Source organism: Neobacillus cucumis (genome assembly GCF_002860255.1).
Lineage (GTDB): Bacteria > Bacillota > Bacilli > Bacillales > Cytobacillaceae > Neobacillus > Neobacillus cucumis_A.
The window spans coordinates 24,963-45,582 of the sequence record NZ_PGVE01000102.1; the positions used below are offsets into that span (position 1 = coordinate 24,963).

Here is a 20,620-nt window from a genome sequence, read left to right on the forward strand (position 1 = left end):
GGATTCTCACCTCAATAGTTCAAAATGATAGGAAATAGCCGCAAGTGAATATAAAGGTGCGGTTTCCGTTCTTAAGATTCGCGGACCTAATCCGCAAAGTTCAAACCCATTTTCCTTTAATTGCTGTACTTCTTCTTCTGCCAAACCGCCTTCTGGTCCAAAAACTAAAAGGAGGGTTTCGCCTTTTTTCATACTTTTTAAGGTTGAAGAAAGGACAGAGCTCTCACCTTGTCTGCTTTCTTCCTCATATGCAGCTAATTTATAATCGAAGTCTTTGCTCTTTTTCAGCAAATCTTTAAAGGTCATAGGATGAATAATGTTAGGTAAAACAGTACGGTGGGATTGTTCTGCAGCTTCTTTTGCAATCTTTTCCCATCTCTCAATTTTTTTTGCTGCTTTTTTTTGATCCCATTTTACCACGGAACGAGCAGCGGAAAAGGGCAGAAACTGATGGGCACCTAATTCCGTGCCTTTCTGAATAATCCACTCCAGCTTGTCCCCTTTCGGTAACCCACTTGCAATTGTAATTGAAATAGGAAGCTCGGGACTCTCATCTATCCATTGTACAACGTCTGCAACGACACTTGAATTGGTAATTTCTGAAAGACTGCAAACTGCTTGTTTACCATCTGGGTCAACACATATGATTTGGTCACCGATTTGCATTCTCATGACTTTTACAATATGATGACGGTCCTCTTCATCTATGAAAAAGTGATCATCCTTTACTTGTTGTTGAACAAAGTAGCGTTGCATACATTGCACCTCTCTAAAAACAAATTACTCTTTATTTTACTACTTTAAGGGTATAAAGAAAATAAAAAGGGGTTCTATCCACCCCTTTTTTAGTCATTATTTCCTTTTTGCAATAATCGCAACCCAATCTTCCATTAGAATGGTTTCAACAATTTCAAAACCAGAATCAATTAGAGCATCTTTCACTAAATCTTTTTTAGGCTGGATAATTCCAGACGCTATAAAAGAGCCTCCCGGTTTTACCACACGAGCAACATCATCAGTGAATCGTAAAATAACTTCCGCTAATATGTTTGCAACAATTACATCAGCTGAATTTTCTTCTACACCGTCTAAAAGATTGTTTTGTGCAACAACAACGCACTCATTGACCTTATTTAGTTTAATATTAAGTTTGGCAGATGCAACTGCTACTTCATCAAGATCATAGGCCCTAACGTCTTCCGCACCTAGCATAGCAGCTGCGATAGTAAGCACTCCTGAGCCTGTCCCTACGTCAATTACCCGGTCACCAGGACGTACGGTCTTTTCTAATGCTTGAATACACATAACTGTTGTTGGATGTGTTCCTGTGCCAAAGGCCATTCCTGGATCCAATTCGATGATTAATTCATCACTGCTAACAGGTTCATAAATCTCCCATGTTGGCACAATCGTGAATTTTTCAGATATTTTCACTGGATTATAATATTTTTTCCAAGCTGTAGCCCATTCTTCTTCATTTACTTCACTGATGGTTACTTGGTTTAACCCTAAATCGATATCATGAAGAATAAGATTGTTAATCGATTCTTTGATTGCCTCGACCGTTTCCCCCAGAAAACTGTTAACAGGTAAATAGGCTTTAATAATGACGCCTTCTTCGGGATAATCATCTGGATTAAGTTGGTAGATTTCTCCGAATTGATCTTCCCTTTCCTTCGTCAAATCAAATGGATCTTCTATGACTACACCGCTCGCCCCGGCTTCATGCAAAATATTAGAAATAGGTTCGATCGCCTCGTTTGTTGTGTGGATACTTATTTCTGACCACTTCATCTCTACCAACTCCATCCTTACTCGCTTTTAAAAGCTCTTTTTACTTTTGAGAAAAAACTTTCTTCATGATCACCTATTGGTGATGAACCACTTAAATCCGCAAAATCTTTGAGAAGCTGTTTTTGTTTATCTGTCAGCTTCGTTGGAGTAAGAATACGGACGATTATATACTGATCCCCAACACCATATCCACGAACATTTGGAATACCTTTTCCTTTTAAGCGGAACTTCTTGCCTGTTTGTGTGCCTGCTGGGATTTTCAGCTTTACTTTGCCTTTTAGAGCAGGAACTTCGATTTCATCCCCTAAAGCAGCTTGAACAAATGTAATTGGCATTTCACAATAAATATCATCGCCATCTCGTTCAAAAAACTCATGTGGTCGAACATGAAATACTACATAAAGATCGCCGGCTGGACCACCGTTTGTTCCAGCTTCCCCTTGACCTGCCATACGCAGCTGCTGGCCATCATCAATTCCTGCAGGAATTTTGATATGGATTTTTTTACGTTTTTGAACTTTTCCATTTCCGCCGCAGGTTGAACATTTATGCTTAATTTCTTTTCCCGTACCATTACAATGATGACATGTACGACGGTTCACAATTCTTCCGAAAGGAGTATTTTGTTCTACATTGATTTGTCCAGTTCCATGACAATGCTGACAAGTTTCTGGATTTGTTCCAGGCTTAGCACCTGAACCATGACATGTGTCACAAGTTTCTTCTCTTGGAATTTCTATATCGGTTTCTTTTCCAAACGCCGCTTCTTCAAAAGACACCGTCATCGTATATTGTAAATCAGCACCCTGTCTAGGGGCATTTGGATCACGTCTTCTAGATCCGCCGCCGCCAAAGAAGGTATTAAAAATATCCTCAAATCCTCCAAAACCGCCGCCGCCAAAGTCAGCGCCGCCAAAACCACCGAAACCTTGGTTAGGATCAGTATGTCCGAATTGATCATAATGGGCCTTCTTTTGGTCATCACTCAATACTTCATATGCTTCCGCAATTTCTTTAAATTTATCAGCAGCATCTGGCTCTTTGTTGATATCCGGATGATACTGTTTAGATAGTTTACGATAGGCTTTTTTTATTTCATCCTTAGAAGCACTTTTACTTACACCCAGTACTTCATAGTAATCCCGTTTACTCATGATTACCCACTCCCGAATCTGTCACATAAAGATTATTCTAACACCCTTTGGAAGGGTATTGCAATAAAAAAGCCAAAGCCTGTAACTCTGACTTTGACTTTTTTGTAAGAATAAAAATTACTTAAGACTTAATTACTGTCTAGCTGCAGCGCCTAGAGGCTTCTGCTTTTCTATTTTATTTGTCGTCTTTTACTTCTTCGAACTCAGCATCTACTACATTGTCATCTTTAGGACCAGCAGCGCTTGGATCTTGAGCACCTTGTTGAGCTTGTGCGGCTTGTTCATAAAGTTTAACAGTTAATGCTTGAACAATTTCCTGCAAAGCATCTTTTTTCGCACGGATCTCATTTAAGTCGTTTTTCTCAATGGCTTGTTTTAAGGCATCTTTTGCATCGTTTGCTTTTGCAACTTCTGCAGCATCTACCTTACCTTCTAGGTCTTTTAACGTTTTTTCTGTTGTAAAGACTAGCTGATCAGCCTCATTGCGAAGCTCCACTTCTTCCTTACGCTGTTTGTCTGCTTCCGCATTTTCTTCGGCTTCTCTAACCATATTTTGAATTTCTTCATCTGAAAGGCCAGTTGAAGACTTAATCGTAATTTGTTGTTCTTTATTTGTGCCAAGGTCTTTTGCACGAACGTTTACAATACCGTTTTTATCGATATCAAATGTAACTTCGATTTGTGGGATTCCACGTGGTGCTGGTGGAATATCTGATAATTGAAAGCGTCCTAAAGTTTTGTTATTTGCCGCCATTGGACGTTCCCCTTGTAAAACATGAATATCAACAGCTGTTTGATTGTCAGCAGCAGTTGAGAATACTTGTGATTTAGATGTTGGGATTGTTGTGTTACGGTCGATTAGCTTAGTGAACACGCCGCCCATTGTTTCAATACCAAGAGATAATGGAGTTACGTCTAGTAACACAACATCCTTAACGTCCCCAGTGATAACTCCGCCTTGAATGGCTGCTCCCATAGCAACTACTTCATCAGGATTTACACCGCGGTGTGGTTCTTGACCAGTAGCTTTCTTAATAGCTTCTTGAACAGCAGGAATTCTAGTAGAACCACCAACAAGAATAACTTTATCAATTTGTGAAGGTGTTAATCCTGCATCGCTAAGCGCCTGACGAACTGGACCCATTGTACGTTCAACGAGGTGAGCAGATATTTCATCAAACTTCGCTCTAGTCATTGAAACCTCAAGATGTAACGGACCTGCAGCACCAGCTGTAATAAACGGTAAGGAAATTTGAGTAGTGCTTACACCTGATAAATCTTTCTTGGCTTTTTCTGCTGCATCTTTAAGACGTTGTAAAGCCATTTTATCTTGCGCGAGATCAATTCCATTCTCTTTTTTAAATTGCTCTACTAAGTAGTCAATAATTACTTGGTCAAAATCGTCTCCACCAAGACGGTTGTCCCCTGCTGTTGCCTTAACTTCGAATACACCGTCACCTAATTCAAGGATAGATACGTCAAACGTACCACCTCCAAGGTCATAAACGAGGATGGTTTGATCTTGATCCGTTTTATCCAAACCATAAGCAAGCGCAGCTGCTGTTGGTTCATTGATAATACGCTCTACTTCAAGTCCTGCGATTTTGCCGGCATCCTTTGTTGCTTGGCGTTCTGCATCGTTAAAGTAGGCAGGTACAGTAATAACAGCTTTAGTAACAGGTTCTCCTAGATAATCTTCAGCGTATGATTTTAAATATTGAAGAATAATAGCTGAAAGCTCTTGTGGAGTATAATCTTTCCCCTCAATATTTTCTTTGTAATTAGTACCCATGTGGCGTTTAATAGAAATAATCGTATTTGGATTAGTAATAGCTTGGCGCTTAGCTACTTCTCCAACTTGACGTTCGCCATTCTTAAATGCAATAACAGATGGAGTTGTACGGTTTCCTTCTGGATTCGGAATTACTTTTGGTTCTCCGCCTTCTAGAACGGATACACAAGAGTTAGTTGTTCCTAAGTCAATACCAATTATTTTACTCATTGCCTTTTCCTCCTAATAAATATGTAGAATTATTGATTTACTTTAACCATTGAAGGGCGAATCACTCGATCCTTTAATAGATACCCTTTTTGGAATTCATCAGTAACAATGTTTGAACCAAAATTATCATCTTCTCCCTGCATAACAGCTTGATGCAGGTGTGGGTCAAACTCTTTGCCTACAGCCTCAATTGGTTCAACGCCTTCTTTTTTCAGTGCCTCAACCATACTGCGGTAAACCATATCCATTCCTTGTAGTAAGGATTTGGTTTGATCATTGTCGGCTTCCAATTTCATAGCTCTTTCAAAGTTATCTAATGCTGGAAGTAAATCTGTAATCAATTTTTGAGCTCTATATTTTTCGCCCGCTTCTTGATCTAATCTAGTACGGCGGCGGAAATTATCAAAATCAGCCTGAAGTCTCAAGATTCGATTGTCTGCTTCTTCCAGCTTCTCCTTAAGCTGCTGGATTTCTTGCAGATATTGGTCAACAGAATTTACTTCTGTATCTTCTGTTTTTGCCTCATCACTTACAAAAGCTTCACCTGTATTTCCTTCAGTAAGTTCAACTTGTTCAGTACTTTCGATTTCTACTTCTTCATTAATTGTGTTTTTCTCATTCGTCAACTTACTCACCTCCCTTAAAGGATTCATTAACTATTATCGCAACTAATATATTACAAGTTACAAGGAAAAGGGGTGAAATGTAAAAGGCATTTCACCCTTACTCAATATTACCAGCACTAATTACTTTGATACAATTTTGTTAACACATTGGTCAAGTCTCTGCTTAAAAATTGAAGCAGACTAATTACGCGTGAATATTCCATTCTTGTAGGTCCTAATATCGCAATCGTTCCTAATTTCTCAACACCTACAGAATAAGAAGCAGTAATTAAGCTGCAATTATCCATTGCGCTAATATTATTTTCCCTGCCAATCTTAACATGGATTCCAGCTGCTTCGTTTCGAATTAAATTGCTAATCCAATCTTCTTGATCAATCATCATCAATAAACTGCGAACCTTCGTAATATCATGAAATTCTGGCTGGCTTAACATATTTGTTTTTCCACCGAAGAATAATTTTTCTGTTAGCGGCATTTTAAATGACTCAGCGATCGTCTGAAGCATAAAATCGTAATTATGAATATGCTGCCGTAAAAGCATGGCTACTTCTTTGTAAATCTTGTCATTTAACTCTTCCAGCGGGACTCCGGATAAACGCTCATTAAGGATATTAACTGTTTTTTCAATGTCACTGGCATCCACCATATCTGGTAACGAAAAAGTTCTGTTTTCCACATGGCCCGTATCCGTTACAAAAATTGCTACAGCTGTCTCCTTATTTAAAGGAATGATTTGTATTTTCTTTAACTTATTAATACTAACCGCTGGTCCTAAGACAATAGATGTATAATTAGTTAACTCCGATAAAATTTTTGCGGATTTTTGAATGATGGTTTCAAATTCAAAAATTCTTTCCGCAAAAATGGATTGAATGATTGAGATATCCTGCTGATTTAACGCTTGAGGCGCGAGTAAATGATCCACATAATACCGGTATCCTTTTTCAGAAGGCACACGTCCTGAAGAGGTATGTGTCTTTTCGATATATCCTAACTCTTCTAGGTCGGCCATTTCATTTCGAATGGTAGCGGAACTAAAGGAAATTTCCTCTTTTTTCGACAAGCTTCTCGAGCCGACTGGTTGGGCAGATCGAATAAAGTCATCAACAATAACCTGAAGAATCAACAATTGACGATCTGTTAGCAACGTTCATCACCTCTGTTAGCACTCCTCGTTAACGAGTGCTAATTATATTAATAAATTATCAAAAAAAGTGGGATGGTGTCAATCAAAAAGAACCATAAAAAGACATGTTGTCATAAAGTGTTTACCCTAGATTACACCTAAGAAGGCTTGGAATACTTCGTTACCTAATAAACGACCCTTTTTAGTTAAATATATTTTGTCATCCTGCACTTCTATCCATTGTTTCAAAATTAAATCATCCAGTTCCTTTTCAAATAATTTTATAGGGTCTTTCCCAAATTTTTTTGTAAAGTGAGCAATCGAGACTCCGTCCGTTTTTCGAAGGCCAAGGAACATTTCTTCCTCCATCTGCTCTTCCATTGTGACCTGATGGTCTTCGAAAATTGGCAGGGCATTCCTGTTAAGTTGATCAATATATCTTTTTAACGGCCCAGTATTGGAGCGTCTCGTTCCGTTTACATAACTATGGGCTCCGGCACCAAATCCATAATAATATTCATTATTCCAATAAGTTAAATTATGTTTACTTTCATATCCAGGTCTTGAGAAATTACTAATTTCATATTGATGAAAACCTTGTTTTTCCATTTCTTCCATTAACATTTCATACATACTTGCTTCTACATCTTCCCCAGGAGTTGGCAGCCTGCCCTTTTTTAATAAATTATAAAAAACCGTTTTAGGCTCAATAATTAACGAATAAGCAGAAAAGTGAGGAATATTAAGCGAAAAAGCCTGATCTAACGATTCTTTAAATTCTTGGACAGTTTGATTGGGTAAGCTGAAGATCAAATCAATACTGATATTTTGAAATCCTATTTGTTTGGCATTATCAATCGTCTCATAAACATCCTTCGCCCGGTGGACACGGCCGATTTTTTTTAACAGTTCCTCATTAAAGGTTTGTACCCCAAGACTGATTCGGTTCACGCCAGCATCTTTTAATATTTGTAATTTCCCCTTTGTTAAATCACCGGGATTGGCTTCAAAGGTAAATTCAAGGTTTTCGCTTTTGGGCAAATTTCTATTAATGCTTTCACAAAATGTATAAAGCTGTTGTTCATTTAGGGAGGTTGGTGTACCTCCGCCAACAAAAATAGTATCTAATGAATCGGTTGGGAACTCGGCAAGGGTCAATTTCATCTCCAGGTCAAGCGCCTTTAAATAATCTTCCACAGGCTGTCCTTTTAAAAACACTTTATTAAAATCACAATAGTGGCAAATATGCTCACAAAAAGGGATATGAAGATATGCTGCTTTTATCATGTTTGTTCCTCTATTCTGTAACAAAAAGAGGCTAGGAGAACCTGCCTTAGGCAATCCCTAACCTCTCTTAAGTTTTATTTTTTAGTATTGTTGTCGTCCATCTTTAATACAGCCATAAACGCTTCTTGCGGTACTTCAACGGATCCTACTTGTTTCATCCGTTTCTTACCTTCTTTTTGCTTCTCTAATAATTTGCGTTTACGTGAGATATCCCCACCATAACATTTTGCCAACACATTTTTACGCATGGCTTTAATGGTTGAACGTGCAACAATTTTTTGCCCAATTGCTGCTTGAACAGGCACTTCGAACTGCTGTCTTGGAATCAGTTCTTTCAGTTTCTCAACAATTACCTTGCCTCGTTCATAAGCAAAATCTTTATGGACAATAAAGCTTAAGGCATCTACTTTTTCAGCATTTAGTAATATATCCATTTTAACCAGACTTGAAGGTTTATAACCAATCAACTCATAGTCAAAAGAAGCATAGCCGCGTGTACTAGATTTCAATTGATCAAAGAAATCATAAACAATTTCCGCTAATGGAATTTCATAAACAATGCTAACCCGGTTTTCACCTTGGTATTGCATATCAATAAAAATTCCCCGCTTTAATTGGCAAAGCTCCATGATCGCACCAACATAATCGTTTGGGGCCATCATCGTTGCTTTCACATATGGCTCTTCCACACGATCCATTTTTTGAGGGTCTGGCATATCAGATGGGTTGTCAACATTTAATTGGGATCCATCTGTTAAATGGACATGATAGATAACACTTGGTGCAGTTGTAATTAAATCAATTTTAAATTCACGTTCAATTCTTTCTTGAATGATTTCCATATGAAGAAGTCCGAGGAATCCACAACGGAAACCAAATCCGAGCGCTTGAGAAGTCTCTGGCTCAAATTGAAGCGCAGAATCATTTAACTGCAGTTTTTCCAAAGCCTCTCGTAGATCATTAAATCTTGCTGTATCAATAGGATATAGTCCGCAATATACCATTGGATTTAATTTACGATAACCAGGGAGTGGTTCAATCGCACCGTTTTTAGCGTTAGTGATTGTATCACCGACACGTGTGTCCCCGACATTTTTAATGGATGCTGTCAAGAAACCAACATCACCCACCGACAGTTCGTCCCTCATTACCGCCTTAGGTGTGAATACACCGACTTCGTTTACTTCAAATTCAGCTCCAGTAGCCATCATCTTAATTTTATCACCGACTTTGACCGTACCTTCGACGACACGAATATAGGCAACAACACCGCGATAGGCATCATACAAGGAGTCAAAAATCAAGGCTTTTAATGGAGCTTCAGGATCTCCTGCTGGAGCAGGAACCTTTTCTACAACTTGTTCGAGAATTTCTTCTATCCCTATACCCGCTTTGGCAGATGCAAGAACTGCTTCAGAGGCATCCAAGCCGATTACTTCTTCAATTTCACCACGGACTCTTTCTGGTTCCGCACTTGGCAAGTCAATTTTATTAATAACAGGTAAGATTTCAAGGTCATTATCCAGGGCTAAGTATACGTTTGCTAGTGTTTGTGCTTCAATTCCCTGCGCAGCGTCCACGACTAAAACAGCCCCTTCACAGGCTGCAAGACTTCTTGAAACTTCATACGTAAAATCGACGTGTCCCGGTGTATCTATTAAATGGAAAATATACTCTTCTCCATCCTTAGCTTTGTATTTAAGTTGTACGGCATTTAACTTAATTGTAATCCCGCGTTCTCTTTCTAAATCCATTGAATCCAAAAGCTGGTCTTTCATTTCACGAGATGTTAATGCATTCGTCTTTTCCAAAATCCGATCAGCTAATGTTGATTTACCATGGTCAATATGGGCAATAATGGAAAAATTTCTGATTTTTGATTGTCTTCTGAGTCTTTCTTCTCTGTTCATGGTCTTCCACTCCTACTATACTCGCACATGTACACTATTTTTGATTATATCAGCAGGGCTAATAAGATTCAATATAGAATAGCTTCCTGCTTTATTAGTAAAAAGTCTGGAGAACTTAAAAAAACAAAAATATAAGACAAATACCATTTCCCATAAACAAAAGACGGCAAAATAATGCCGTCTATACTTTAATCAGCAATAAGGTGAATTAATTTTTCTGAAGCACCTGAGATTCCATCCGACATTTTCTTCCCCATGGAGGAAAAGAAATTAAATGCACTTATTTCCTCTAATTTTTTCTTTTTTGCTGCAATATCGTGGCTTGAAATATCATTACCAAGGATCGTTGCCCTTACTTGACTGCCTTTTTCATGGAAACTAACAGCCGTTTCAAGGTTCGGATCATCGTACCCTTTCATTTTTTGGATCCCATTATTCGCTAATTGCATACCCGTCAATACCGCAATTAACAAGAGCGCAGTTAGACATAAGCTTTTTAACATAAATATTTTCATAAAAATACTCCTAACTACTACTGTTTTTTAGCAGGTTGTTCTGTATCCTGATTTACCTTTTCTGCCTGCCAATAAAAATCACTAAATACATCGGCTAAGGCGTCAGCTGAGCGGTTAAGTTCGTCAAAAGTATTATCAACCCCGCCAAATTCAATCAATATCGCATTTTCCGATAGATTTTGGTTATAAATACTATTTGACCCGGCTGCATTTTTGATAATGACTCCCCTGCTTAACCCCTTATATTTTTTCTGAAGCCGGTTATGAAGTTCAGTCGCAAATTTTGCGTTCTTCTCGTAATTTGGATTTTTCCCACCGATAATAAATGCTACCTTCGCATAGGATTTCCCATTAATAGTTACAGTGGTTTTATCTTTTCGTTGAGAATCCCGGTGGATATCAATAAAATAATGCAAATCATGATTATTGGCCATAGCTGTTTGAACAACGGAACGAGATTCATCATAAGATTTCGGAAACTTCCAGCCCTTTTCATTTAAGCTTGCTTGAATGTCGGTTTTATCTATAAAACTCCCAATCCCCCGATCAGCAAGGCTTCGTTTTAATTGATCACCAATCTTGGTCACATTTATTTGAGAATGATAAGCTAAGTCCGGGTCAGTTACTCCTTTAAGATATGGTAAATAGGATTCCCGGTTATGGGTGAAATAAACATAGACCACTTCCCTTCCTCCGGTGGTTTGACCAGGAGCAGGGGCAGAATTTTCATCTGTAGGCTTGTCCAAACCCTCAAGATTTTGTAATGCAGCTTCTCGTTCTTCTTTCATTATCTCTATCGGCGGTGCTGACTCTACTGGCATATTCGTATAGTTTGTACCTTCCCCAGCCACGAGGATTTTTCCATCAAATTGATAGAATCCCGGAAGCTCTCTGCCTAGAAGACTTCTTGGATCATTAAGGTTAATATTGCTTGATAGCTTAAAAACCAAGTTGGTCAGTTTCGGAGTGGTTACCCAGCTATTTTCAACCTTTAAAAAGTGATGATTTTCCCAGCCCATCAATTGATAGAGTAATTCACCGTTGACATTAGTGGCAGCTTGATTGACAGATGCGGACATCAATCTATACTGCGGCTTTAAAGATGTTAACAGACCGCTAATGGAGAAAATCAATATAATAAATAGGGAAAGTGCAGCAATTATTTTCAGTAGGCTTGTCCCTTGCACAATTAAAAATGCACCTGATGTTCTAGTATTTTTCATAGTTCCACCCCGCTTAAACGATTCTAGTAAATTCTATGTCCTTACTAGAATTGATAGAACTATGATTTATCGTATTAATTAATAAAGGAGTCCAGATAACTAGACCCCCTTTCATTCACTTATCTCGTATTAAAGCCTGCATTTTCTTGGTCAATGGCAGAATGCAGCGAAGCATTTAATCCATTCGCTATCAGATTGGCCATATCCTCTATAAACACGTCTACCTCTTTTGGTGTAACCATTAAATTATGTCCTATTGGCGAAAGGACCTCATAAATTAGTTTTCTTTTTTCATCCTCGGGTAAGGTTCCAATCATACCTAAAAAAGTTTGACGATGTTTTTCCTCCGGCAAATCTTCATCGGTTAGTTTTCTTTTTTCACCAAAAGTCATACCTGCTGGTGCAAGTGCTCGAGAAGGGCGATTTCCTTCCCTCAGTTCTTTTCCAAAGTGTTTTAATATGAAATCAATCGTATCGCTTGTTATGGAAACAGCATCCACGACGGTCGGAACCCCAATGGCGATTACCGGAATCCCCAGTGTCTCCTTACTAAGTTCCTTTCTTTTGTTTCCTACCCCTGAACCAGGGTGGATGCCGGTATCAGATATCTGAATGGTTGAATTGACCCTTTCTATGGAACGAGACGCTAATGCATCTATCGCAATGACAAAATCGGGTTTAGTTTTTTCAACAACCCCAAAAATGATGTCACTTGTTTCAATCCCAGTTAGACCCATTACTCCCGGTGATAAAGCACTAACAGAGCGGTAACCTTCCTCGACATGTTCCGGCTGAAGCTGGAAAAGATGACGAGTGACCAAAAGATTTTCACACACCATTGGTCCAAGTGCATCAGGAGTTACATTCCAATTCCCTAAACCTACCACCAGGCAAGAATCTGTTTTTTTAATTCCAGACCCTGCTAAGAAATGAGCAAATTCCCGCGCAAAAATTTCTTGGACCTTTTGCTGAACCTCGGAGTCTTGCTGTCTGATCCCCTGTACCTCTAAGGTTAAATATCTGCCAGCTTTTTTGCCAAGCTGTTCCTCCCCTTGTTTTGTTACTTCCACAAGGGAGATTTTTATATCATCAACATCTTTTTCTTTAATAATGACACCTTCAATTTTCGAAAGGTTCTCTTCTTCCCCGACAGATTTCCCGGCAAGCACCATTTCTCTTGCTTCAATTGCTAAATCTGTTCGTACAGAGTACTTACTTAAATCAATTGACTCATTCATAAAATCCACCCCTAATAGAGAATCCTAAAATAGAAACTATTTCCTATTTTTGCCCTATACCATATAAAACATGCACTTTAAATTTTCTGACCTTTGAATTGTGTATTGCAATCTAGTCTTCTGTTTGATAAAATACTTCTTGTTCTGAATTATTATGGATGAATGTAAAGTCGAGTTCATATAAGTCTCGATTCTTTGTAGGAGGTGAATGTAATGCCTAACATTAAATCTGCTATTAAGCGTGTTAAAACAACTGAAGCTCGTAATGCTCAAAATACAACTGCTAAATCTGCAATGCGTACGGCTGTTAAAAAAGTAGAAGCTGCTGTTACTCTTAACGATGCTGCTGCTGCAAAAGAAGCATTAGTTACTGCTGCTAGTAAATTAGACAAAGCTGCTGCAAAAGGTCTTATCCACAAGAACGCTGCTGCTCGTAAAAAATCACGTCTAATGAAAAAATCTAACGCGCTTTAATTAAAGCGTAAAAAAAACGATTCCGATTCGGAATCGTTTTTTTATTATCTTATCTTTTCAACCGGAACAAAAGCATTTCTATTAGTAATGATTTATTCATTCCACCGGTTTTCATCTGGTAATCAGCTTCTGCTAACAGCCCCATTAAATGAGCTAATTCTTCATCAGTAAAACTTCCCGCCTGACCAAGGGCAAGTTTAACCCGAAATGGATGGATTCTTAAATAGCCGGCAATTTGCTGTTGTCCATAGCCACGTCTTGAGAGTTCCTTCACCTGATAGATTAAACGAAATTGGCCAGAGAGTAATGCTAATATCTTAATGGGTTCTTCATTTTGTTTTAATAGATCATAATATATTCGTAATGCCTCATCCAATCTTCTTTGGACCACTCTTTCAATTAGGGTAAATATATTTTGCTCCAGGGTCCTAGCCACTAATTTTTCAACCAGAGAACTGTCAATTCGCTTTTGCTGAGCAGCATACAGAGACAGTTTATCAACCTCACTTGCAAGCATAAACATATTAGTTCCGGAAAGGGCAAGTAATTGCTCAATGGCATCTGCGTCAAACTCCAGTCCATTATTTTTTGCCCTTTCTTTTACCCAGTTCTTTAAATCGTGTTCACCAAGTTTTTTGGCTTCAACCAATTCAGCATTTCGTTTTAACTCCTTGGTAATTTTTTTACGTTCGTCCAATTTTTCATAAGGAGCTGAAATGACCATCACCGTATATGGAGCTGGTTCTTTCAAATATGCTTCTAATTTTGCCAGATTATGTTCTACCTTTTCCTTTGATTTTTCTGCTGTTAAAAAGACGGGATTATGTAAAAAGACAACCTTTTTCTCACCTAAAAAAGGAAAAGTTTCAGCATCCTCAAGTGCCAGATCAACCGAAGTCTCTTCAAGATCATAGGCTGAAAAGTTAAAATCCTTTTCTTCTTCCTCTAATATATGATCCAGAAGCAATTGCTTTGTTTCATTAATTAAAAAAGCTTCCGTTCCATATAATAAATAAATAGGAGCTATTTCCTTTTTTTTAATTTTTCTCCATACCTCTAATACCATTTTGTCCAGCGCTCCCTTAAATTTTCACTCATATCTTATCGTAATGAAGCTTGGACCTTTTGACAAGTATTAAAAGGGAATTAGCATATGTTTTCCATAAAATGCCAATTCCCGATCTATTTGAACGCCAGTAATATTTGCCCTAGGATCAACTATTGACTGGCGGAGTTCCTTTATACAAATATTTTGCCCTTGCCCGAGTCAAACTATTTTGACAACTCTTGTCAATGCAGGAAAGAAGCAAAAGGCAGGCTGGATTTTTTATGACAAATAGCTTATACTATACTTGAAAATAGGAGGGGTATAGCGTGAATCATTTTGAAAAAGACGTGCAAAACAAGCGTAATGATGCGATTGATTCTGGGGTAGGTTTTGGAGTTTCTTTCGGTTTTTTTGCTATAGTGTTTATTATTGCAACAGTCATCAAGTTAATTGGTTCCTAATGAATGCTACATAACGTATGAAAGAGGCTGCAATGAAGCAGTCTTTTTTTATTGAAGATACTATAACTTATGGCAAATAGGCTGAAAAGGTTCCTTTCCCTCGATAAAAATGATAGGTAATTGCCCCCTGTTGGTCGGTACGATATATTTTAGTTTGAGCTGCTTCCAAACGCTCGAGAACCTCTTGATGCGGGTGTCCAAAGCGATTATGTTCACCGGCTGAGATGAGAGCCACCTTTGGCTTTATTTGTTTAATAAAGTCCTCTGCACTAGATGTTTTACTTCCGTGGTGTCCCGTTTTTAATACATCAACGCTCAAATGTGGGTTCTTCTTTATAATTCGCTCTTCTCCTTCTTGGTCAAGATCTCCGCCAAAAAACCATCTGAGCCCCCCTATCTCTGCCACCAGTGCAATGGAACCTCTATTTCTTTCCCCGCTAAAGTTTTTTTCCGGAGAGAGAATAAAAAAATCACTTTCATTCTGCCGCCAATGATCACCAGAAGAAACTTTTATAATCGGAATGCCTTGTTTCTCAGCATCTTTGATTATAAGTTGTTCTGTCTCTGACATTTCGGTAACAGAGGGCATTAAAATTTGTTTCACTTCAAGAGCTGAAAGAATAGAAATAGCTCCTCCAATATGATCCATATCCCCATGTGTTAAGATTAATTTATCAATTACAGTAATACCTTTCCCTTTTAAAAACGGGACCACAGTATCCCTGCCCACTTCAAAGGGCTTGGCCTGTCTTTTCCACTCTTCTTCTAAAAAGTTCATTGAACCACCTGTATCAATAAGATAGTTGCCTTGTCCATGTGGAAGGTGGATTAAAAGACTATCACCTTGTCCAACATCAATCATGGTTACTTCACCATAGGGATTTATCCATTTCCAGCATGGTTGGATGGAGATCAGTGTAACCCCTAGAACAAGCAAGTAAATTTTACTGTATTTATACGGGCTTCTTTCCCAAGCATAAAAGAATGCAGCAATCAGCAGGATGTAAAGAATGATAATTAAATTTGGCGGCCTTCCGGGAATAAAATTAGTAAAAGATAAATTTGCTAATACACCAATAAGTTTATTGGATAGTTCAATGATCTTTTGCAGGAGAGTGATTAATATCTTAGGGGTGCTTCCAAACAATATTTGGATAACAAATAATACATACACACCAGGAAGATAGACAAAGGAAAACAAGGGAATAAACAACAAGTTTGCAGCAATCCCGATCAGGGAAAGTTCAAAGTAATGGTAAAGCAAAAGCGGCATTGCGGAGAGCTGGGCTGTGACAGAGGTGGCGATCATTTTTGCTCCATTCCCTTCATACCTTTTAAGTATTTTTGGAGCAGCTAAAATAATGGCAAAGCTGACTAAAAAAGAAAGCTGGAAGCCAATATCAAAAATGATCAGCGGAGAAATAAATATATAAAGCATAAAGGCTGCACTTAGAGCATCAATGGTTTTAATCTGTAACTGGTACTTCCACTTATCAGCGACTAAAATAAGAGAGATCATTAACGCTGAACGTACGACGGATGGAGAACTTCCAGTCATCAAAACATAAACAGGTAAAAGGCCTAAAAGGAAGTTTGTCATAACCTGCCTAGTTAGACCGCTCCGAATTCCTATTAAAAAAATCATTCCGATGAATAGGGAAACATGTAGACCAGATATAGCCAGTAAATGCACAATTCCAGTGCGTTGATAGTCGCTTAGTAAATCAGGGTCAAGGGTATGTGTGTCACCAAAAATCAAAGCAGCCGACAATCCCGCTATTTCCGGAGGAAAATTTTTTTCAAGATATTTAATACCTGCATAGCGAAGCTGTTTAATTTTGGTCGATGGGATGGCTTTCATTGGTGTGCAATTTTGAAGGGGGTTTTGTTGAAGGTCAATGATCCAAAAGATTTCTTTTGCAGCTAAATACCCCCGATAATCAAATCCGTTTGGGTTTTTAGCTGTCTGAGGTTTCTTTAACGTACCAGAAACTTTGCATAGACAGCCATAAAAGCTTTGCTTCTGCAACGCATATTTTTCAACCTCTGATCGAATCCGATAGCGAAGAATGACTTTTTCGTTAAATTGACTTTCCAAACCTTGGATTTTAAAGAGGTCTCCATCAATTATAGGATCCTCAGTATATACAATGTAAAAAATCGCTTTGGAATCCGGCATCTTCGATTGATTAACTGCTTCAGCCCACTCCCCTTTAAGAAAAAAGAGGAAGCCTATAAAAATGATTAATAATATCTGATCTTGTTTGTATTTTTTCATTCTAAGTAATATAAAAACATAGATGATCACGATGATCAACAAGATAAGAAAAGGGAAAAGTTTAACAATGGCTGACAAAACACCCAAGAATGCAGCTAGAGCAACATAAATATATTTTCCGCTCATTATTTTTCTCCATAATTATATTAAAAAATTGAGGAATAGTTTTTATCGTAGATGACGCCGGCATTTGACCGGCGCCTATAAATGGGAAATAGTTTCATTATTTACTTAATTGAATCATTGGTTCTTTTAATTCCACTTTTTCAACCATAACATTTGCCTGTTCAAACAGCTCAATTGCGTATGGATGGTTTTTATAATCCTCCGCATAATAAACGGTCTTAATCCCAGCCTGAATAATCGCTTTGCAGCATTGAAGACAAGGAAAATGAGTAACATAAATTTCAGCATCAGCTGTTGGAACACCAAACTTAGCGCACTGCAGCAGTGCATTCATTTCTGCATGAATCGTTCTTACACAATGATGGTCAATAACATAGCACCCTTTATCAATGCAATGATCACCGCCGGCAATGGAACCGTTATAACCACCAGCAATTATTCGTTTATCTCTAACGATTGTGGCCCCTACAGTTAGTCTTGTACAAGTACTTCTTAATGCAAGCAAATGGCTTTGTGCCATAAAATATTGATCCCAAGAAATTCGTTCCACAATTCCCACTCCCAAAAATTCTTTTCTTATAAGTTTACTGGTACAGGTCTATTAAGGTCAATGGAAGTTTTATTTCACAACAATTAAATCCTTTAGTTTCTCAAAGGTCTTATCACCAATGCCGCTAATGTTTTTTAAGTCTTCAATGGTTTTAAACGGTCCGCTTGTGGTTCGAAACTCTATTATAGCTGCGGCTTTTGCCGGACCAATTCCCGGGAGATTTTGCAGTTCCTGTTCATCGGCATTATTAATATTAATCTTCCCCATATTTTGTCCCGTCCCACTTGAAACAGCTCCGCTTCCCCCTGTTGGCAGAGGTAAATTACTTCCCTCCTCCCCTTTACCGGGTATATAAATCACCATTTCATCCTCTACATGCTGCGCAAAGTTCACTTGTGTTTGATCAGCCTGATCGGTTAATCCGCCGGCATGTTCAATTACGTCGATTACCCTCTCGCCAGCATTAGATTCATAAACACCAGGGCTTGTTACTTGCCCTTTTACATCCACCATGATTTTCTCTGGCTCAGTTGGTTCTGCTGCCGCTGGCTTTTCTGGTCCCATTTCCACGCTCTTCTGAATAGGGACATTTTCTTGACTGATGGAATTCAACGGGGCAGGCTCCTTGGACCCTTGAACATAAAAATAATAAAAACCACCAAGTACAAGTATTAAAACCATTCCAATATGAATCTTGTGTTCAATCAACCAGTCTTTCAAGAATATCCATCCTTTCTAAAGGTATATTTCACATTTCAAATTCATAAGGTTATAAAAGAAACAGGATGCGAAGGAGGGTCGAATAATGAATATTGGCATTATCGGTACCGGTAATATGGGGAGAATCATAGTGGAGGCTTTAATTGACGGAAAGGCCGCTTTCCCTTCTTCCATAATGATAACAAATAGAACAAAATCCAAAGCCATGCTGCTTAAAGATAAATATAAGGACCTTTTGATTGGGGCAAATCCGGAAGAAGTTGCTGCACAATCCGATTTAATGTTTATTTGTGTTAAGCCAATAGACATTCCTAATATCCTTAATCAAATCAATCCACATTTGACAGATGATAAATGTTTGATATCAATAACCAGTCCTGTAAGTACAAGCCAAATTGAGAACAAGGTATCTTGTTCAACCGTTCGAGTCATCCCTAGTATTACGAATAGAGCATTAGCAGGAGTATCACTTGTTACGTATGGTGAACATTGCAGTGAACATTGGAAAACAAAGGTAGAAAAGTTAATTTCGAAGATATCTGTACCAGTATGTATTGATGAAGGAGTTACGAGGGTTGCCTCTGATATCGTGAGCTGCGGACCTGCTTTCTTTAGCTACCTTCTTCAAAAATTCATTGAAGCAGCTGTAAAAGAAACCGAAATCGATACAGAAACAGCAACTATTTTTGCAAGTGAAATGATTGTGGGACTTGGAGAATTAATTAAACAAGGACATTACACATTACCATCATTACAAGAAAAGGTTTGCGTGAAAGGCGGTATTACAGGAGAAGGGATTAAAGTATTAGATAACGAGCTTGGATTGGTTTTTGAGCATATATTTCAAGCAACCCATGCAAAGTTCAAAGAGGAACTCGAAAAAGTAGAAGTACAATTCTCTAAACAATAATTCGATATAAAAATACAAATTCCTTTAAATAAATGATAAAAAAGCCATCTTTTTTAGTGAAAAAAAGATGGCTTTTTTTATTTTTTCTTCGCAACAAAGAAAATTCGTTCAGAATATGGGGTTGGTTCAGCATGTTCAAAATCGGCACTGATCTCAACTAATTGAAAGCCAGCTGCTTCTAACCAGTTAGAATATTGCTCGATAGGGTACGTGCGCTGAAAATGTAATTCATCAATCCGATCGTATTTCCCTGACCTATCTTCTAGAACAAAAAAAGTTAATTCATGTTCAACGCTATTAGGATATTCTCCGGGGAAACTATTCCAAATATAAGATACATCCTCTTCATTCAAGGCAAAGGTTTGATTGATAAAAACGTCCGTAATTTTATGGATAGAATGTACATCAAAAATAAACACCCCATGATCTTGCAAATGTTGATGCACATTTTTAAAAGTTGATTTTACCTCTTCTTCTGTTTGCAAATAATTTAATGAATCACAGAAGACTCCAATGACATCAAATTGTCCCTGACCATCCAAATCAGCCATGTTTTGCTGAAAAAATGGAATCTTTATCCCGTTTACCTCGGACTTCGCTTGGGCAACAGACAGCATATCTTCCGATAAATCCACTCCTGTAACATCAAAACCGTGTTTAGCGAATCGAACTGACAGTTCTCCTGTCCCACAGGCTAAATCCAAGAGGCTCTTTGCTTTTACATCATATTTGACAAGGCACTCTTTAACAAACGAAACCCACTGGTCATAAGGAGCATCCTTCATTAGCTCATCATACAAGTAGGCAAACTGTTCATAACTCATGAGTTTAGCTCGCTGAGGATATCCACCTGCGGCGCATCTCCCCATAAACGTTCTAAATTGTAATAGCTGCGTTCGTCACGGTGGAACACATGAGCTACAACATCGCCTAAATCAATTAAAACCCAGGTAGCTTCATCAAAACCTTCCATTCTTTTTACATCATGACCATTTTCAGCTGCTTTTTCTTTAATTTCTCGCGCAATGGCTTGTACCTGTTTATCAGAATTACCATGACAAATAATAAAATAATCAGCAATCAACGAGATGCCTTTCATATCTAAAGCCAATATATCCTCAGCTCGTTTATCGTCTGCCGCCTTTACAGCTATCTTTAATAATTCTTGATTATCCAT

Annotated in this window: 19 protein-coding genes and 1 pseudogene; 3 read left to right on the forward strand and 17 right to left on the reverse strand. The window is 38.2% G+C overall.

The annotated features are described in order from the left end of the window. Positions 1-6: 6 nt before the first annotated feature. The 11 genes from CVD27_RS25845 to gpr all read right to left on the reverse strand — a co-directional run bounded on the left by CVD27_RS25845 (position 7) and on the right by gpr (position 12,876). On the reverse strand, positions 7-756 hold the full coding sequence (locus CVD27_RS25845) for a 16S rRNA (uracil(1498)-N(3))-methyltransferase (RefSeq protein ID WP_101651860.1): 750 nt from the start codon (positions 754-756) through the stop codon (positions 7-9). Between the two features lie 96 nt (positions 757-852). Then, positions 853-1,794, reverse strand: a complete 942-nt coding sequence (prmA, locus tag CVD27_RS25850; RefSeq protein WP_101651862.1) for a 50S ribosomal protein L11 methyltransferase — start codon at positions 1,792-1,794, stop codon at positions 853-855. A gap of 17 nt (positions 1,795-1,811) precedes the next feature. Further along, positions 1,812-2,948: a molecular chaperone DnaJ gene (gene dnaJ, locus CVD27_RS25855; RefSeq protein ID WP_101651864.1), complete on the reverse strand. Its 1,137-nt coding sequence runs from the start codon at positions 2,946-2,948 to the stop codon at positions 1,812-1,814. Positions 2,949-3,123: 175 nt separating this feature from the next. Then, a complete protein-coding gene (dnaK, locus tag CVD27_RS25860; RefSeq protein WP_101651865.1) occupies positions 3,124-4,950 on the reverse strand; it encodes a molecular chaperone DnaK in 1,827 nt (608 codons plus the stop codon). A 29-nt stretch (positions 4,951-4,979) separates the two neighbouring features. After that, a complete protein-coding gene (gene grpE, locus CVD27_RS25865; RefSeq protein WP_257984494.1) occupies positions 4,980-5,576 on the reverse strand; it encodes a nucleotide exchange factor GrpE in 597 nt (198 codons plus the stop codon). Positions 5,577-5,692: 116 nt separating this feature from the next. Continuing rightward, positions 5,693-6,724: a heat-inducible transcriptional repressor HrcA gene (hrcA, locus tag CVD27_RS25870; protein WP_101651867.1), complete on the reverse strand. Its 1,032-nt coding sequence runs from the start codon at positions 6,722-6,724 to the stop codon at positions 5,693-5,695. Between the two features lie 126 nt (positions 6,725-6,850). Beyond that, positions 6,851-7,990, reverse strand: coding sequence for a radical SAM family heme chaperone HemW (gene hemW, locus CVD27_RS25875; RefSeq protein WP_101651868.1), 1,140 nt, complete (start codon positions 7,988-7,990; stop codon positions 6,851-6,853). 74 nt (positions 7,991-8,064) lie between these two features. Further along, positions 8,065-9,900: a translation elongation factor 4 gene (lepA, locus tag CVD27_RS25880; protein ID WP_101651869.1), complete on the reverse strand. Its 1,836-nt coding sequence runs from the start codon at positions 9,898-9,900 to the stop codon at positions 8,065-8,067. Between the two features lie 188 nt (positions 9,901-10,088). Next, positions 10,089-10,415 carry a DUF3679 domain-containing protein gene (locus tag CVD27_RS25885; RefSeq protein ID WP_101651870.1) on the reverse strand — a complete coding sequence of 109 codons (327 nt, stop codon included), beginning with the start codon at positions 10,413-10,415 and terminating at the stop codon, positions 10,089-10,091. Between the two features lie 17 nt (positions 10,416-10,432). Next, positions 10,433-11,638 (reverse strand): stage II sporulation protein P, encoded by a 1,206-nt coding sequence (spoIIP, locus tag CVD27_RS25890; RefSeq protein ID WP_101651871.1) that lies wholly within the window; start codon positions 11,636-11,638, stop codon positions 10,433-10,435. 119 nt (positions 11,639-11,757) lie between these two features. Beyond that, the gene (gene gpr / locus CVD27_RS25895; protein ID WP_101651872.1) at positions 11,758-12,876 is read right to left on the reverse strand and encodes a GPR endopeptidase; all 1,119 of its coding nucleotides are present in this window, start codon (positions 12,874-12,876) and stop codon (positions 11,758-11,760) included. 213 nt (positions 12,877-13,089) lie between these two features. Here gpr and rpsT point away from each other — a divergent pair, with 213 nt between their 5' ends. Then, positions 13,090-13,350: a 30S ribosomal protein S20 gene (gene rpsT / locus CVD27_RS25900; protein WP_101651873.1), complete on the forward strand. Its 261-nt coding sequence runs from the start codon at positions 13,090-13,092 to the stop codon at positions 13,348-13,350. 49 nt (positions 13,351-13,399) lie between these two features. On the opposite strand, the gene holA is transcribed toward rpsT, so the two are convergent. Further along, the gene (holA, locus tag CVD27_RS25905) at positions 13,400-14,416 is read right to left on the reverse strand and encodes a DNA polymerase III subunit delta (protein WP_101651874.1); all 1,017 of its coding nucleotides are present in this window, start codon (positions 14,414-14,416) and stop codon (positions 13,400-13,402) included. Between the two features lie 308 nt (positions 14,417-14,724). On the opposite strand from holA, the gene CVD27_RS25910 reads away from it, so the two are divergent. Further along, a complete protein-coding gene (locus CVD27_RS25910; protein ID WP_101651875.1) occupies positions 14,725-14,859 on the forward strand; it encodes a YqzM family protein in 135 nt (44 codons plus the stop codon). A 67-nt stretch (positions 14,860-14,926) separates the two neighbouring features. On the opposite strand, the gene CVD27_RS25915 is transcribed toward CVD27_RS25910, so the two are convergent. The 3 genes and pseudogenes from CVD27_RS25915 to CVD27_RS25925 all read right to left on the reverse strand — a co-directional run bounded on the left by CVD27_RS25915 (position 14,927) and on the right by CVD27_RS25925 (position 18,533). Further along, the gene (locus tag CVD27_RS25915) at positions 14,927-17,263 is read right to left on the reverse strand and encodes a DNA internalization-related competence protein ComEC/Rec2 (RefSeq protein WP_101651876.1); all 2,337 of its coding nucleotides are present in this window, start codon (positions 17,261-17,263) and stop codon (positions 14,927-14,929) included. Between the two features lie 106 nt (positions 17,264-17,369). Then, positions 17,370-17,813 (reverse strand): annotated as a pseudogene (locus tag CVD27_RS25920) (ComE operon protein 2); the annotation flags it as partial. 69 nt (positions 17,814-17,882) lie between these two features. Next, positions 17,883-18,533, reverse strand: coding sequence for a helix-hairpin-helix domain-containing protein (locus tag CVD27_RS25925; protein ID WP_101651878.1), 651 nt, complete (start codon positions 18,531-18,533; stop codon positions 17,883-17,885). Between the two features lie 85 nt (positions 18,534-18,618). Between CVD27_RS25925 and comER the strand changes: the two genes are divergently transcribed. Next, the gene (comER, locus tag CVD27_RS25930; RefSeq protein WP_101651879.1) at positions 18,619-19,443 is read left to right on the forward strand and encodes a late competence protein ComER; all 825 of its coding nucleotides are present in this window, start codon (positions 18,619-18,621) and stop codon (positions 19,441-19,443) included. A gap of 77 nt (positions 19,444-19,520) precedes the next feature. On the opposite strand, the gene CVD27_RS25935 is transcribed toward comER, so the two are convergent. Together CVD27_RS25935 and rsfS are read right to left on the reverse strand one after the other, a co-directional pair. Beyond that, positions 19,521-20,267, reverse strand: coding sequence for a class I SAM-dependent DNA methyltransferase (locus tag CVD27_RS25935; RefSeq protein WP_101651880.1), 747 nt, complete (start codon positions 20,265-20,267; stop codon positions 19,521-19,523). Beyond that, the gene (gene rsfS, locus CVD27_RS25940) at positions 20,264-20,620 is read right to left on the reverse strand and encodes a ribosome silencing factor (RefSeq protein ID WP_101651883.1); all 357 of its coding nucleotides are present in this window, start codon (positions 20,618-20,620) and stop codon (positions 20,264-20,266) included. The genes CVD27_RS25935 and rsfS overlap by 4 nt, the downstream gene beginning before the upstream one ends.

Coding starts and splice junctions, on each gene's coding strand:
- CVD27_RS25845 (WP_101651860.1), bottom strand. CDS start 756: ATGCAACGCTACTTTGTTCAACAACAAGTAAAGGATGATCACTTTTTC.
- prmA (WP_101651862.1), bottom strand. CDS start 1,794: ATGAAGTGGTCAGAAATAAGTATCCACACAACAAACGAGGCGATCGAA.
- dnaJ (WP_101651864.1), bottom strand. CDS start 2,948: ATGAGTAAACGGGATTACTATGAAGTACTGGGTGTAAGTAAAAGTGCT.
- dnaK (WP_101651865.1), bottom strand. CDS start 4,950: ATGAGTAAAATAATTGGTATTGACTTAGGAACAACTAACTCTTGTGTA.
- hemW (WP_101651868.1), bottom strand. CDS start 7,990: ATGATAAAAGCAGCATATCTTCATATCCCTTTTTGTGAGCATATTTGC.
- lepA (WP_101651869.1), bottom strand. CDS start 9,900: ATGAACAGAGAAGAAAGACTCAGAAGACAATCAAAAATCAGAAATTTT.
- CVD27_RS25885 (WP_101651870.1), bottom strand. CDS start 10,415: ATGAAAATATTTATGTTAAAAAGCTTATGTCTAACTGCGCTCTTGTTA.
- spoIIP (WP_101651871.1), bottom strand. CDS start 11,638: ATGAAAAATACTAGAACATCAGGTGCATTTTTAATTGTGCAAGGGACA.
- gpr (WP_101651872.1), bottom strand. CDS start 12,876: ATGAATGAGTCAATTGATTTAAGTAAGTACTCTGTACGAACAGATTTA.
- rpsT (WP_101651873.1), top strand. CDS start 13,090: ATGCCTAACATTAAATCTGCTATTAAGCGTGTTAAAACAACTGAAGCT.
- holA (WP_101651874.1), bottom strand. CDS start 14,416: ATGGTATTAGAGGTATGGAGAAAAATTAAAAAAAAGGAAATAGCTCCT.
- CVD27_RS25915 (WP_101651876.1), bottom strand. CDS start 17,263: ATGAGCGGAAAATATATTTATGTTGCTCTAGCTGCATTCTTGGGTGTT.
- comER (WP_101651879.1), top strand. CDS start 18,619: ATGAATATTGGCATTATCGGTACCGGTAATATGGGGAGAATCATAGTG.
- CVD27_RS25935 (WP_101651880.1), bottom strand. CDS start 20,267: ATGAGTTATGAACAGTTTGCCTACTTGTATGATGAGCTAATGAAGGAT.
- rsfS (WP_101651883.1), bottom strand. CDS start 20,620: ATGGATAATCAAGAATTATTAAAGATAGCTGTAAAGGCGGCAGACGAT.